This is a genomic window from Caballeronia sp. Sq4a (assembly GCF_023170545.1).
Lineage (GTDB): Bacteria > Pseudomonadota > Gammaproteobacteria > Burkholderiales > Burkholderiaceae > Caballeronia.
The window spans coordinates 204670-218454 of sequence record NZ_CP084251.1 but is presented as its reverse complement, the minus strand read 5'-3'; the positions used below and the strand labels follow the sequence as shown (position 1 = coordinate 218454).

The following is a 13785-nucleotide window of genomic DNA, read 5'->3' as shown; positions in this document are numbered from 1 at the left end:
AAGATATCAGGAGCCGCCATGCCGCACACTCACTACACCACGCTCATTTCAGCGGCCAATCTCGCCCAATGGCTCGCCGACGCGCCCGGCAGCGTGCTCGTCTTTGACTGCCGCTTCGATCTGGCCGCGCCGGAAGCAGGAGAAACGGCCTACGCCGCCGGCCACATTCCCGGCGCGCATTACCTGCATCTCGACCGCGACCTGTCCGGCGCGAAAACCGGCACGAACGGCCGGCATCCGTTGCCGGAGCGCGCGGCGCTCGTCGAGAAGCTGGCGAGTTTCGGCTTGAACGAAGGGCAGCAAGTCGTCGCTTACGACGCGCAAGGCGGCATGTACGCCGCGCGTCTGTGGTGGCTGCTGCGCTGGCTCGGGCACGATTCCGTCGCCTTGCTCGATGGCGGCCTGCAAGCGTGGGAGGCCGCGGGCAAGCCGCTCGACACCGCCGTGCCGCCGAAAACGCAGGGCACGTTCAAGGCTGGCCAGCCGCTGCAAGTGACCGTGGATGCGCGAGCGATCGAACGCAGTATCGGCACGCGCGATCATCTGCTGATCGATGCGCGCGCCGCCGACCGTTATCGCGGCGAGAACGAAACGATCGATCCGGTCGGCGGCCACATTCCCGGCGCGCTGAACCACTTCTTCAAGAACAATCTGACGCAGGAAGGCCGCTTCAAGACGGCACACGAACTGCGCGAAACGTTCGCCTCGCTCATCGGCGAGACGCCCGCGGATCGCGTGGTGCTGCAATGCGGATCCGGCGTGACGGCGTGCCATAACGCGCTCGCAATGGAAATCGCCGGGCTGCACGGCGCCGCGCTGTATCCCGGCTCGTGGAGCGAATGGAGCGCCGATCCGGCCCGCCCCGTCGCGACGGGCGCGAATCCCTGACGCCTTCTTACTTGACGCCGTGCTCGCGGAACCACGCGAGCGCGCGCTTCCAGCCGTCTTCCGCGTCGGCTTTGCGGTAGCTCGGACGATAATCCGCGAAAAACGCGTGCGGCGCGTCGTCGTAGACCACGAACTGCGAGCCGCGCGCGCTCGGCGGGCCGTTCGCGATGGCCTGTTTCATCTGCTCGATGGTGTCCTGCGGAATGCTCGGGTCCTGTCGTCCATAGAGGCCGAGTACGGGCACCTTGAGTTCACCAGCGTTGTCGATCGGATTGCTCGGCGAATTCGCCGTCTTGTTGCCGGCGAGGCGCCCGTACCACGCGACCGCCGCCTTCACGCGCGGATTGTGCTCCGCGTACAGCCACGTGATGCGCCCGCCCCAGCAGAACCCAGTGATGCCGAGCCGCTTCAGATCGCCGCCGTGCTCGCCCGCCCATTTGACCGTCTCGTCGATATCGGAGAGCACCTGCGCATCCGGCACCTTTGAGACGATCTGATCGTTGAGTTGCTGAATCGACGGATACACCGACGCATCGCCTTGCCGCGTATAAAGATCCGGCGCGATGGCCAGATAGCCGAGCTTGGCGAAGCGGCGGCAGACATCGGCGATATGCTCGTGCACCCCGAAAATCTCGTGAATCACGATGATGACCGGCAGATGCGTCTTGCCGAGCGGCTGCGCGCGATACGCCGGAATCAGCGTGCCGTCCGCGCCGCGCACGCCGATCGCGCCGGCTTCGAGGCCGTCGGCATCGGTATGAATGGTCTGCGCGGAAACCGGCAGCACGGCAGCCGCGAAGCCGGTGCCGAAAGCGGCTTTGATGAAAGTGCGTCGATCGAACGGAACGTGCGGGATGAGGCTGTCGACTTCGGGACTCAGCATACGAAGCTCCTGCGGCAAGCGCCGCCAACGCGCCGCCGATGCGGCTCGCTCGCGTCGTCGAGCCACAGCCGCACCGATGGCACTGAACTGGAAACCGCGCTAAGAACGTCGGAACATCGGAACGACGCAGCGCGGCGCTACACGACTGTTTCGGGCGGCAAGCCGCATCGCCCGGGCGCGCACGACACCGCGCGTGCCGCTCATTCTAAACAGCTTTGTTCCGCAAGCGCTTAAGCCGTCAGTGCAGCTTCACGCGGGGCGCGGTGGACCGGCGCAGCCAGTGCGCAAAGGTATCGAGCACCATGCGCGCGTAGCCATGCAGCGCGGCGACGTGCAGCCGGTACAGCGACATGTACATGAAGCGTGCGAAAAGCCCTTCGATCAGCATGTTTCCGCCGATCAGCCCGCCCATCAGATTGCCGACCGCGCTGTAATGTCCGAGCGAAACGAGCGATCCGAAATCGCGATAGGTGTATTCGGGCAGCGGCTTGCCGTCCATGCGCCGCGCGAACGCCTTGAACAGAAAGCTCGCCTGCTGATGCGCCGCCTGCGCGCGCGGCGGCACGTTGCGCTCGTTGCCGGGCCACGGACAGGCCGCGCAATCGCCGAGCGCGAATACGTTGTCGTCGATCTCGGTTTGCAGTGTGCGGCGCACGATCAACTGGCCGAGGCGATTGGTCGGCAGGCCGTCGAGTTGCGACAGGACCGCGGGCGCCTTGATGCCCGCCGCCCACACCGTCAGGTCCGCGCGAATGATCTTGCCGCTCGCCGTGCGGATCGAGTCGCGCGAGACCTGCGCGACGGTCTCGCCCGTCATCAGCTTCACGCCGAGCTTCGTGAGCAGTTCCGCCGTCGCGGTCGACACGCGCTCCTGCAACGCCGGCAGAATGCGCGGCCCCGCTTCGATCAGCACGATGCCGATGTCGTTCTTCGGATCGAGCTTGTGCAGGCCGTACGCCGACAGCACTTGCGCGGTGTTGCGCAGTTCCGCCGACAATTCGACGCCCGTCGCGCCCGCGCCGACAATCGCGATCTGAATGCGGGGCGCGGCTTCGACGACGACCGGCTCCTGCGCCGGCCCTTCGACGGCCAGTTCGGGCACGACGTGCTCGGCGCGCATGCACGCGGCGATCAGCCGTTTGCGAAAAAGCTCCGCCTGACCGACCGTATCGAGCGCAATCGAATACTGCTGCGCGCCCTCGACGCCGAAGAAATGCGTCGTGCTGCCGATCGCGATCACGAGCGTGTCGTATTCCAGTTCGCGCTGGGGCAACAGTTCGCCGGCTTCGTCGTCGCGCAGCGCGCCTATCGTGATGCGCCTTGCCGCGCGGTTCAGGCCGATCATCTCGCCCTGCTGGAACTCGAAGCCGTGCCACAGCGCCTGCGCCGCGTATTCGAGTTCCTGCGTGAACGGGTCCATGCTGCCCGCCGCGACTTCGTGCAAGAGCGGCTTCCAGATGTGCGTCGGATTGCGGTCCACGAGCGTGATCTGCGCGCGCGGCGCTTTGGCGTCCGTTTTCGCGTCGGCCTTGCCTGCGCCCGAACCGAAGCGGTCACCGAGACGCGTCGCGAGTTCGAGACCGCCCGCCCCGCCGCCGACGATAATGAAGCGATGCATGAAGAGCTCTCCCTTTGCCTGATGGATTGCACGGCGCTGTCCGCTCGCCTCGTTGCCTCATTGTGCGTGATGCGACGCGGCATTCACAAGCGCCGCCGTCGCATGGAGGGCATATGCTCGATGCTAACCGCTCAGTGCGCCCTCAGTGTGCTTCTTCCCAGTTGTTGCCGACGCCCACTTCCGCGACGAGTGGCACCTTGAGTTCGGCGACGCCGCACATCAGTTCGGGCAGGCGCTTGCGCACATCCGGCAGTTCTTCTTCGGGCACTTCGAGCACGAGTTCGTCGTGGACCTGCATGATCATCTTCGTGCGCATGCCCGCTTGTTCGATCCAGTCCTGCACCGCGATCATCGACATCTTGATGAGATCGGCGGCGGTGCCCTGCATCGGCGCGTTGATCGCGGCGCGCTCGGCGGCCTGACGGCGCGGGCCGCTGCCGCCATTGATCTCGGGCAGCCACAGGCGCCGCCCGAAGACGGTCTCGACGAAGCCGTTCATTTTCGCCGTGACGCGCGTGTTTTCCATGTACGCGGCCACGCCCGGATAGCGCGCGAAATAGCGGTCGATATAGAGCTTCGCCGCGTCGCGCGTGATGCCGAGATTCGACGCGAGACCGAACGAGCTCATGCCGTAAATCAGGCCGAAGTTGATGACCTTCGCGATGCGCCGCTGGTCGTTGTCCACTTCGAGCGGCGTCACGCTGAACACTTCGGATGCCGTCGCGCGGTGCACGTCCTCGCCTGCCGTGAACGCGCGCATGAGCGATGCATCGCCCGAAATGTGCGCCATGATGCGCAGTTCGATCTGCGAATAATCCGCCGACACGATCTTGCTGCCCGGCGGCGCGATGAACGCCTCGCGAATGCGCCGGCCTTCGCCCGTTCGCACCGGGATGTTTTGCAGATTCGGTTCGTTCGACGACAAGCGGCCCGTCACCGCGACGGCCTGCGCGTAGTTGGTATGCACGCGGCCCGTAGCCGGATTGACCATGCGCGGCAGCTTGTCCGTGTACGTCGACTTGAGCTTCGACAGCGCGCGATGTTCGAGCAGCACCTTCGGCAGCGGATAGTCTTCGGCGAGCTTTTGCAGCACTTCTTCGTCGGTGGAAGGCGCGCCGCTCGGCGTCTTTTTCACGACGGGCAATTGCAGCTTCTCGAAGAAAATCTGGCCGATCTGCTTCGGCGATCCGAGATTGAATTCGCCGCCCGCATGCTCGTAGGCTTCCGTCTGTAATTCGATCAGGCGCTTGGCGATCTCGTTGCTTTGCGCGTCGAGTTTCTCGCGGTCGATCAGCACGCCGTTGCGCTCCATCTTGCGCAACACGCGCGCGGTCGGCATTTCGATATCGCGATACACGCGCAGCAGTCCTTCTTCTTCCGCGACCTGCGGATAAAGCGTCTGATGTAGGCGCAAGGTCACGTCGGCGTCTTCGGCTGCGTATTCGGCGGCCTTCTCCAGCGCCACTTCGTCGAAGCCGATCTGCGCCGCGCCCTTGCCCGCCACGTCTTCGTACTTGATGGTCTTCACGCCCAGATGCCGCAGCGCGAGGTTATCCATGTCGTGCGGACGATGCGACTCCAGCACGTACGATTGCAGCAGCGTGTCGTGCTCGACGCCGTTCAGTTCGATGCCGTGATTGGCCAGCACTTGCTCGTCGTACTTCAGATGCTGGCCGACCTTCTTCTTCGATGCGTCTTCGAGCCAGGGCTTGAGCTTCGCGAGCACTTCGTCGCGCGGCAACTGCACGGGCGCGTCCGGCCCGCGATGCGCGACCGGAATGTACGCGGCATGTCCCGGCTCGACGGCCACGGACAGCCCGACGATCTGCGCGACCATCGGATCGAGCGAGGTGGTTTCCGTATCGAACGAGGTGATCTCGGCGGCTTCGATGCGCGCGAGCCATGCATCGAACTGCTCCCACGTCTGCACGGTCTCGTAGTGATGGACGATCTCGGTGACTTCGGCGGGCGGCGTATCGGTCGGCCCTTCGACGGCATCCGCGATTTCGATTTCGCGCAGCCACGTCTTGAAGCCATGACGCAGGAACACGTCGCGCAACTCGTCGCGCGATTCAGGGCGCGTTTGCAGCGTCTCTTCGATAGAGTCGATCTGCGAAGTGAGGTCGCATGCCGTGTGCACGGTGACGAGCTTTCTCGCCATCGGCAAGAAGTCCAGAGCCTTGCGCAGATTGTCTCCTACCGCACCTTTGATCTCGCTCGCGTGTGCGACGATGCCATCGAGCGTTTCGTATGCGGTAAGCCATTTGATCGCGGTTTTGGGTCCGCACTTTTCGACGCCCGGCACGTTGTCGACCGTATCGCCGATGAGCGACAGATAGTCGACGATGCGCTCCGGAGGCACGCCGAACTTGTTCACGACGCCTGCGCGATCGAGCGTTTCGTTGGTCATCGTATTGATGAGGGTGACATGATCCGTCACGAGCTGAGCCAGATCCTTGTCGCCCGTCGACACGATTACCTTCATGCCGCGCTTTTCGGCCTGCACGGCGAGCGTGCCGATGACGTCATCGGCCTCGACGCCTTCGATCATCACGAGCGGCCAGCCGAGCGCGCGCACCGCGACATGGATGGGCTCGATCTGCTTGCTCAGGTCTTCGGGCATCGAAGGACGGTTGGCTTTGTAGTCGGCGTACCAGTCGTCGCGGAAAGTCTTACCCTTGGCGTCGAAGATGCACGCGCTATACTCTGCATTGATTTCGCGGCGAAGGCGCCGCAGCATGTTCACCATCCCATACAGTGCGCCGGTGGGACCGCCGTCGGGACCACGCAGGTCAGGCATCGCATGGTAAGCCCGGTACAAGTAGCTAGAACCGTCGACCAATAGCAGGGTCTTACCTTCAAGACTGAGTTCTTCAGGCATTATGAACAAGAGAAAAGTGATTCCGAGTCTGCGATCACTCGCAGATCAAGAGCGCGCGACAGCCAAGAAGGCCCGCGCGTCGTGGCAGATGTTCACGATTATGGCAGAGTTTATCGAGGCGACCGAGTACCTCTCGGAGATCCGCCCTGCCATCAGCATCTATGGTTCGGCCCGTCTGAAACCGGAGTCGCCGTACTATCAGCGCACCATCGAAATCGCGCAAAAGTTCTCCGATGCAGGCTTCGCCGTCATTTCGGGCGGCGGTCCGGGCATCATGGAAGCGGCCAACAAGGGCGCGCACGCGGGCAAGTCGCCGTCGGTGGGATTGAACATCGAATTGCCGCATGAACAGTCGGGCAATCAGTGGCAGGACATCTCGCTGCGCTTCCGTCACTTCTTCACGCGCAAGGTCACGTTCGTGAAGAATTCGGATGCGGTCGTGGTGATGCCGGGCGGCTTCGGCACGCTCGACGAACTCGCGGAAGTGCTCACGCTCATTCAGACGAAGAAGTCGCGTCACGTGCCGATCGTGCTGGTCGGCGCGGAGTTCTGGGCGGGGCTGCTCGACTGGTTCAAGAAGACGCTGTTGACCAATGGCGTGATCAGCGAGAAGGACCTCGATCTGATGCAGGTCATCGACGAGCCGGATCAGGTGCTGGATGCCGTGCTGCGGTTCTATGAAGACCGCGAAGAGAAGGTCGAAGAACCGGCTGAGGGTAAGTCGGACGAGGATCGGATGTTTTATTTGTAAGGCTGTCGTTTCATCAAGGGAAGGGCCGCGCCTGGTCCTTCCTTTTCTTCTTCCCGGCAAGGCCTTGCCGCGGCTTCACACTTTTCCATAAACGACCGCGTTGTGAACGGTATGCTCGCGCCCGCGCCGCATTGGGAACGCGCATACAGGCCGCACGAGCGGTACTTCGCGTCGATTCCACGGCTTCCATTAATAGTCTCGGCTCCTCGGGATGGCGTCTGATCGAAGAGCCGCCGTCATTTGCCCCCAGTGGCAAGCCTGGAGCAAGCATGAAGCAAGCGCTGTATCGAACACTTCAACTGACCGTCGCGACGGCAATGGCCGTCTCGCTAATCGCTGGTTGCGATAAGGAGACGAATACGCCGGCCGTCACTGCGTCCGCGACCGCGCAGGACGCGAAACTCGCTCTCTTGAAGGACATATCTGGCGTCTGGAGTTCGTCGTCCGCAATCGGACTCACGACAATTCAATACGCCGACAACCGCTTGCAGATCCTCCAGGGCGACACACCGTTAGCGGTCACGCTGGGTGACGTCGATCCTGGCGAGGAAACGGTGAACGTCAACACTGTCGTCAATCGCAAGGAAGAGATCCTCACGCTCCGCAAGAAGTGGAACGCGGATCACACGGCTTACAACCTGACGATGACGGGCAGTGACGGACAACAGGACGTGCTCGGCTTCGTGCGCCGCATCAGCAACGACGATCTCAACAGAATCAGCCGGCTGAGCGTGGCGCGGGCGTCGTCCCCGGCGCCGAGTCAGCCGACCGAATCGGCACCCGCGCCGGTCGCTTCGAGCGACCGCGGCATCATCGACATGTGGCTTGGCGGCATCGACATGAACATGCGTTCGTGTCCCGGCTCGACGTGCGCAGCGCTGCTGATCGTTCCAAAGGACTCGAAGATTAGTGCCGATACATCCACGATCCGGAACGTCACCGAGTCGTCGGGAGCCAACACGCCGTGGGTTCGGGTGACGTATGAAGGCGCGTATTGCACGCCAGAAGAACTGGATCAGCAAACCGGCTGCACGCCCTCCCACGGCACGGACGCACCCGTCACCGGCTGGATGAACTACACGCGCTTGTTGAGCGCGCCGCGCCCGCAACAATAAACAACTGCATCGCGGGCGGCGACCCTGCACCGCCCGCGCGCATGCGTTCGTTACTGAAACGCCACCTCCGCAAAACTGCGCAACTTGCGCGAGTGCAGCCTCGACAAGCCGTTCATCCGCAACAGTTCCATCGCCTTCACGCCGATCTGCAAGTGCTGATCCACCTGCGCGCGATAGAACTGGTCCGCCATCCCGGGCAGCTTCAGTTCACCGTGCAGCGGCTTGTCCGATACACATAGCAAGGTCCCGTACGGCACGCGAAAACGGAATCCGTTCGCGGCGATGGTCGCGCTTTCCATGTCGAGCGCAATTGCGCGGCTTTGCGACAAGCGCTGCACCGGCTCGCGATGATCGCGCAGTTCCCAGTTGCGGTTATCGACACTCGCGACCGTCCCCGTTCGCATGACGCGCTTCAGCTCGACACCTTCGAGCTGCGTCACCTGTGCCACCGCTTTTTCGAGCGCGACCTGCACTTCGGCGAGCGCCGGCACGGGCACCCAGAGCGGCAGATCGGCATCGAGCACATGGTCTTCGCGCACATAACCATGCGCGAGCACATAGTCGCCGAGACGCTGCGTGTTGCGCAGGCCCGCGCAATGGCCGAGCATGACCCACGCATGCGGACGCAGCACCGCGATGTGATCCGTGATCGTCTTTGCGTTCGACGGCCCCACGCCGATATTGACCATCGTGATGCCGCTGCCGTCCGCGCGCTTCAGGTGATACGCGGGCATCTGCGGCAAACGCGCCAGCGCCGTGCCTTCGTCGGGCTGCTCGCCGAGATTCGCGTTGTACGTGATGACATCGCCCGGCTCGACGAACGACGAATATTCGCTGCGATACGCGCGCGTCTCTTCGTCGTCGGCGCGCGACATCAGCGTGCGGCCGAGCTTCACGAACTCGTCGATATAGAACTGATAGTTCGTGTAGAGCACGTAGTTCTGAAAATGCGTCGGCGACGTCGCCGTGTAATGGCGCAGCCGATGCAGCGAAAAATCGACGCGCGCCGCCGTGAACAGCGCAAGCGGATGCGGCTCGCCCGGTCCCGGCTCGTACGTGCCGTTGACGATGCGGTCGTCGAGCAGCGCGAGGTCCGGCGTATCGAACACGTTGCGCATCGCGAGCAGGCGGTCGCGGTCGAGATCGCCTTCGAGATGAATGCCTTCCGCAAACGCGAAGTGGATCGGAATGGGCTGCGCCGACACGCCCACTTCGATGCCCACGTGATGATTCTTCGTGAGCAGGCGCAACTGTTCACGATAGTAGTCGCCGAACAGATCAGGCCGCGTGAGCGTCGTCTCGAAGATGCCCGGCCCTGCGACGAAGCCGTACGAGCGGCGCGAGTCGATGTGCGTGTTCAGCTCCGTTCGCACTCGCACGAACGGATAGCACGCGCGCACCCGATGCGTGAACTGCTCGTTGCGCCGGTATCGCCCGAAGGCGTCGCGCAGAAATGCGGTGTTCGCCTCGTAGATGGCGGAAAGGCGCGTGACGGCGGCGACCGGGTCATCGAAGGATTCGGTCGGGAAATCGTTGGCCGGCGTGCCTTGCGTGGTTTGAGTGCGGTCGTTTGTCATGATTTTGTGTGCGTGTGCTTCAATGCCCTGTCGATGAATCGACATTAACACGGAAGAAAGTGCGGACCATGAAGCCCCTACCGCGCGCCTTCCGATAAGCCGGACACGCGCGAAGCAACGCGGGCCGTTACGCTTCGATAGGGTTTGTTAGAATCCGGCCATCCCTGGAGAATTATCATGAAGCCGCTTCTTTCTGTCGCCGCAGCGGCAGTCCTCGCCGCCGCAAGCGTTGGCGCCTTCGCGCAGCCGATATCCGACGCGAACCCGCCGGCGGCGCAACCGGCTCAGCACACCATGTCGGCGGAAGAAGCCGCGGGCCTTCCGGATCTCAAGGCCATCAACCGGCCGCCCGCCAATGTCAGCTCCAAGGTCGAGATTTCGCCGCCGCGCACGCCGAGCTTTCACGAACTGAGCCCGAACGGAACCGAGATCACCGAGTACCGCGACAAGGGCAAGCCTGTCGAGATCAACGTCCATTCGAATTTCGGCACGCATTATCAGATGAGCGCGCCTGCGGATACGTCGCCGCAAGTGCGCGACAACGGCCGCGCGAGCACGCGCCTGCCGTCCGTGAATCTGCGTTATTGAGTCAAGTAAGATAGCTTCGAGCCCGCTCTCCGTGAGCGGGCTTCGTCATTCGGCCCCGCGCGGGCCAATCAACCAGACCGACGTTTCCTGCATGGCCGTATTCACCCCCGTCTCTGACGCCGAGCTCGGCGACTGGCTGCAACACTACGATCTCGGCGATGTCGTCGAATTTCGCGGCATCCAGTCGGGCATCGAAAACAGCAACTTCTTCCTCACGACCACGCACGGCGAATACGTGCTGACGATCTTCGAGAATCTCACGGCCACGCAGCTTCCGTTTTATCTGGATCTGATGCGCCATCTCGCCTCGCATCGCGTGCCGGTTCCCGATCCGATGCCGCGCTCCGACGGCTCGCTCTTCGGCATGCTGCGCGGCAAACCGGCCGCCATCGTCACCAAGCTCGAAGGCGCGCCCGAACTGGCGCCGACGCCCGCGCACTGCATCGAGGTCGGCAACATGCTCGCGCGCATGCATCTCGCGGGACGCGACTTCGCGCGACATCAGCCGAATCTGCGCAGCCTGCCGTGGTGGCAGGAGAATGTGCCGGCCATCATCGATTTCCTGAGCGACAGCCAGCGCGAACTGATCGAATCGGAGCTCGCGCATCAGACCGCTTTTTTCGCCTCGGCCGATTACGCCGCGCTGCCCGCCGGCCCGTGCCATTGCGACCTCTTTCGCGACAACGTGCTGTTCGCGCATGGCCGCGAGCACGCGCGACTCGGCGGCTTCTTCGATTTCTATTTCGCGGGCGTCGACAAGTGGCTCTTCGACGTGGCCGTGACCGTGAACGACTGGTGCGTCGACCTGGCGACCGGCGCGCTCGATTCCGCCCGCGTCGATGCGCTGTTGCGCGCCTATCAAACCGTGCGTCCTTTCACGCCGGCCGAGGAACGCCACTGGAACGACATGCTGCGCGCGGGCGCCATGCGTTTCTGGGTGTCGCGGCTCTATGACTTTCATCGTCCGCGCGAAGCGCAGATGCTGAAGGCGCACGATCCCGGCCATTTCGAGCGCATTCTGCGCGAGCGCGTCCAAGCCGCGTCCTCTTCTGCCCAACGGTAATTCAGCGACTCCTCATGCGACTCATCGAAGTTCCCGCCAAAACCGGCTACGTGTGGTTTCGCCAGGGCATCTGGCTCTTCCGCCGCAACCCGTTTGCGTTCCTCACGGTGTTCTTCGCCTATTTGTTCGTGATGACGCTGATTTCGCGCGTGCCGCTCGTCGGTCCGTTGCTGCCGCTCTTGTTCATTCCTGGCGTCGCCGTGGGTTTCATGGCGGCGTGCCGGAACACCATCGCGGGCAAGCCCGTCTGGCCGACCATCCTCGTCGACGGATTTCGCTCGTACGGAAGCGTGGTCGCGCGCCGCTTGCTGGTGCTGGGCGCGCTGTATGTCGTCGCGATGGCGGGTATTTTCGGCATCTCCGCCCTGGTGGATGGCGGCGCGCTCCTCAACCTGATGATGGGCAACGCGCCGTCCGGCGACCCGGAGACCGTCGCGGCCGGCTTCAGCCCGCTGGCCGTGCTGGTGGCCATGGCGTGTTATCTGCCGGTCGCCATGCTTTTCTGGTTTTCGCCGATTCTGATCGCATGGCACGAGGTTCCGACCGCGAAGGCGCTGTTCTTCAGCCTCGTTTCCTGCTGGCGCAATCGCGGCGCGTTCATCCTGTACGGCGTCCTATGGATCGCGGTGGCGCTCGCTATTTCCTTCGGCCTGACCGCGCTGATGCAGGCGCTGGGCGTCGGACAGGAGATGGCGTTCGCGGTGCTGATGCCGGCGTCGATTCTCGTGACCACCGCGCTGTACTGCTCGTTCTACGCGACGTATCGCGGCTGCTTCGGCGTGCAGACGCCGGATGCGCCCGACCTGCCGAACACGTCCGGCGCCTCGGGACGCTGACGGCGCCGCGCGCATGCGGCGATCAGACAACAAAAAAGCCGGCTGACTGCCGGCTTTTTCACATCGACTCAAGCTCGCGCCGAGGGACGACTCAGTTCGCCATCCACGACGGATGACGTGCTGCGGCACGCTGGTCCAACTTCTTCATGCGATATTCGAGATCGTAGATGTCGGTGGCTTCAGCGAGGTACGCGTCGTCACGCTCGCGGTCACGCTCTTCAGCGGTCTTGGTCAGGAACAGGAAAATACGGGAAAGCAGGAACATGATTGGCCTCGCTGGATACTGGGGTAACTACCTATAAGCGTGATTATAGGGTAATCCCTGAGCCAGCGCCAGCATTTACCGCTAGAACGCTGATACTAAAGACGAAATTGCAACACCTGAAACAAAGCCGCCGCGTTTAAGCGACGAACGCCGCGCGCGCGGCCTCGCTGGAGCGGCGCTGATGCTTGAAGAACTCCCACAGCACCGCAGACGAATCCGGCCCTTTTGAAGAATGGAAGGCAACGGTGTCGTCGCCGCCCGCCCACGCATGCCCGAGCCCGCGCACGATCGACGTCTTCACGACGCGCCGCCCGTTCTTGAAAAAGTCGCGCACGACGCCGTCGGCATGCGTTTCCTCGCGCACTTCGCCGGCGCGTGGCTTGCCCGCTGCGTCGATAAAGCCGTTCAGCCGAAGGAACTGCTGCGTCAATTGCTCGGCGTTGTCGGCGGACACCACCGAATCGAGCTCGCCGTGGATGATGACTGCCGGCATGCCCGGATAGTCGCGCACGTCGAGCGCGGCGTCGATCAGCGTCACCGGGTCGGTGCGGCTTGCGCGGCGCATGACGTCCATCGCGCCGATCGCCGAGTTCGCCTCGCCGAAAACGACGCCTGAATGCAGCCCGACCGCCGCGAACAAATCCGGATAGCGGACGGCGAGCAGCGCCGCGAGTCCCGCGCCCGCCGACATGCCCGCGAGATAGACGCGTTCGGGATCGAAATGGTGCTCGGCGACCGTCGCGCGAATCAGCGATACGATCGACGCCGCCTCGCCGCCGCCGCCGCTGTCGGAATCGTCGTACCAGCGCCAGCAGCGATGCGGATGGTCATGCTTCGACTGCTCCGGGTACAGCACCGCGAAGCCGTATTTGTCCGCGAGGAGATTCATTCGCGTGCCTTGCGCGAAGTCGTCGGCGCTTTGCTTGCAGCCGTGGAGCATCACCACGACGGGCATGCGGCCGAGGCCGGTTCTCGGCGGCACGTACAACGCGTAGGAAAGGTGGTTGACGAACCGGCCGGCGGTCGGCGGGGCCGAGTGATACGAGCGATCCCACTTGCCGCGCGCCCATGCTGACGCACGCGGCCGCACGCGAGACTCGCGCGTTTCGGGGCGACGGGCAGCGGGGGCGAAAGCCGCGGCCTTCGAGGCGGCGCCCGACTTGAGTTTCGATCGTACGGTTTTCGAACGCGCAGGCTTCGCAGTCGGGCGCGACTTGGGCGGGCGAATACTTTCGACTTGGACAGCGACCAGGCGTCTCAAGCCACGCAACCAGAGTTTGGTAAGGCTCTTCGACATTCGGCTGGTTCTCCTAAAGCGTG

The 13785-nt window shown here is 63.5% G+C and carries 12 protein-coding genes; 6 read left to right on the top strand and 6 right to left on the bottom strand.

All coding sequences use genetic code 11. The features are described 5' to 3' along the window. Nucleotides 1-18: 18 nt before the first annotated feature. Entirely contained in the window at nucleotides 19-888 is an 870-nt protein-coding gene (locus tag LDZ24_RS14915) for a sulfurtransferase (RefSeq protein WP_248323001.1), read from the top strand. A 7-nt stretch (nucleotides 889-895) separates the two neighbouring features. Here LDZ24_RS14915 and LDZ24_RS14910 read toward each other — a convergent pair whose 3' ends face one another. The 3 genes from LDZ24_RS14910 to polA all read right to left on the bottom strand — a co-directional run bounded on the left by LDZ24_RS14910 (nucleotide 896) and on the right by polA (nucleotide 6270). Beyond that, entirely contained in the window at nucleotides 896-1771 is an 876-nt protein-coding gene (locus LDZ24_RS14910; protein ID WP_248323000.1) for a dienelactone hydrolase family protein, read from the bottom strand. Nucleotides 1772-2009: 238 nt separating this feature from the next. Then, nucleotides 2010-3389, bottom strand: a complete 1380-nt coding sequence (locus tag LDZ24_RS14905; protein ID WP_248322999.1) for an NAD(P)/FAD-dependent oxidoreductase — start codon at nucleotides 3387-3389, stop codon at nucleotides 2010-2012. A 142-nt stretch (nucleotides 3390-3531) separates the two neighbouring features. Continuing rightward, complete coding sequence (gene polA, locus LDZ24_RS14900) at nucleotides 3532-6270, bottom strand: DNA polymerase I (RefSeq protein ID WP_248323307.1); 2739 nt, start codon at nucleotides 6268-6270, stop codon at nucleotides 3532-3534. Between the two features lies 1 nt (nucleotide 6271). Between polA and LDZ24_RS14895 the strand changes: the two genes are divergently transcribed. Both LDZ24_RS14895 and LDZ24_RS14890 read left to right on the top strand, forming a co-directional pair. After that, a complete protein-coding gene (locus tag LDZ24_RS14895) occupies nucleotides 6272-7021 on the top strand; it encodes a TIGR00730 family Rossman fold protein (RefSeq protein ID WP_175940962.1) in 750 nt (249 codons plus the stop codon). 269 nt (nucleotides 7022-7290) lie between these two features. After that, nucleotides 7291-8136: a hypothetical protein gene (locus LDZ24_RS14890; protein WP_248322998.1), complete on the top strand. Its 846-nt coding sequence runs from the start codon at nucleotides 7291-7293 to the stop codon at nucleotides 8134-8136. A 50-nt stretch (nucleotides 8137-8186) separates the two neighbouring features. On the opposite strand, the gene LDZ24_RS14885 is transcribed toward LDZ24_RS14890, so the two are convergent. Next, nucleotides 8187-9713 carry an AMP nucleosidase gene (locus LDZ24_RS14885; RefSeq protein ID WP_248322997.1) on the bottom strand — a complete coding sequence of 509 codons (1527 nt, stop codon included), beginning with the start codon at nucleotides 9711-9713 and terminating at the stop codon, nucleotides 8187-8189. Between the two features lie 177 nt (nucleotides 9714-9890). On the opposite strand from LDZ24_RS14885, the gene LDZ24_RS14880 reads away from it, so the two are divergent. From LDZ24_RS14880 to LDZ24_RS14870, 3 genes are all read left to right on the top strand, one after another. Beyond that, nucleotides 9891-10301 carry a hypothetical protein gene (locus LDZ24_RS14880; RefSeq protein ID WP_248322996.1) on the top strand — a complete coding sequence of 137 codons (411 nt, stop codon included), beginning with the start codon at nucleotides 9891-9893 and terminating at the stop codon, nucleotides 10299-10301. Nucleotides 10302-10392: 91 nt separating this feature from the next. Continuing rightward, entirely contained in the window at nucleotides 10393-11364 is a 972-nt protein-coding gene (locus LDZ24_RS14875) for a homoserine kinase (RefSeq protein ID WP_248322995.1), read from the top strand. A gap of 14 nt (nucleotides 11365-11378) precedes the next feature. Continuing rightward, complete coding sequence (locus LDZ24_RS14870) at nucleotides 11379-12200, top strand: BPSS1780 family membrane protein (RefSeq protein ID WP_206469188.1); 822 nt, start codon at nucleotides 11379-11381, stop codon at nucleotides 12198-12200. Nucleotides 12201-12291: 91 nt separating this feature from the next. Here the strand turns inward: LDZ24_RS14870 and LDZ24_RS14865 are convergent, their stop codons facing one another. Together LDZ24_RS14865 and LDZ24_RS14860 are read right to left on the bottom strand one after the other, a co-directional pair. Next, nucleotides 12292-12465, bottom strand: coding sequence for a DUF3563 family protein (locus LDZ24_RS14865; RefSeq protein WP_175940956.1), 174 nt, complete (start codon nucleotides 12463-12465; stop codon nucleotides 12292-12294). Between the two features lie 136 nt (nucleotides 12466-12601). After that, nucleotides 12602-13762: a PHB depolymerase family esterase gene (locus tag LDZ24_RS14860; protein WP_248322994.1), complete on the bottom strand. Its 1161-nt coding sequence runs from the start codon at nucleotides 13760-13762 to the stop codon at nucleotides 12602-12604. Between the last annotated feature and the right edge of the window lie 23 nt (nucleotides 13763-13785).

What these genes read in the sequence shown, in the direction of transcription:
- LDZ24_RS14890 (WP_248322998.1), top strand. Translation starts at nt 7,291, where the DNA reads ATGAAGCAAGCGCTGTATCGAACACTTCAACTGACCGTCGCGACGGCA.
- LDZ24_RS14915 (WP_248323001.1), top strand. Translation starts at nt 19, where the DNA reads ATGCCGCACACTCACTACACCACGCTCATTTCAGCGGCCAATCTCGCC.
- polA (WP_248323307.1), bottom strand. Translation starts at nt 6,270, where the DNA reads ATGCCTGAAGAACTCAGTCTTGAAGGTAAGACCCTGCTATTGGTCGAC.
- LDZ24_RS14910 (WP_248323000.1), bottom strand. Translation starts at nt 1,771, where the DNA reads ATGCTGAGTCCCGAAGTCGACAGCCTCATCCCGCACGTTCCGTTCGAT.
- LDZ24_RS14860 (WP_248322994.1), bottom strand. Translation starts at nt 13,762, where the DNA reads ATGTCGAAGAGCCTTACCAAACTCTGGTTGCGTGGCTTGAGACGCCTG.
- LDZ24_RS14875 (WP_248322995.1), top strand. Translation starts at nt 10,393, where the DNA reads ATGGCCGTATTCACCCCCGTCTCTGACGCCGAGCTCGGCGACTGGCTG.
- LDZ24_RS14865 (WP_175940956.1), bottom strand. Translation starts at nt 12,465, where the DNA reads ATGTTCCTGCTTTCCCGTATTTTCCTGTTCCTGACCAAGACCGCTGAA.
- LDZ24_RS14885 (WP_248322997.1), bottom strand. Translation starts at nt 9,713, where the DNA reads ATGACAAACGACCGCACTCAAACCACGCAAGGCACGCCGGCCAACGAT.
- LDZ24_RS14905 (WP_248322999.1), bottom strand. Translation starts at nt 3,389, where the DNA reads ATGCATCGCTTCATTATCGTCGGCGGCGGGGCGGGCGGTCTCGAACTC.
- LDZ24_RS14895 (WP_175940962.1), top strand. Translation starts at nt 6,272, where the DNA reads ATGAACAAGAGAAAAGTGATTCCGAGTCTGCGATCACTCGCAGATCAA.
- LDZ24_RS14880 (WP_248322996.1), top strand. Translation starts at nt 9,891, where the DNA reads ATGAAGCCGCTTCTTTCTGTCGCCGCAGCGGCAGTCCTCGCCGCCGCA.
- LDZ24_RS14870 (WP_206469188.1), top strand. Translation starts at nt 11,379, where the DNA reads ATGCGACTCATCGAAGTTCCCGCCAAAACCGGCTACGTGTGGTTTCGC.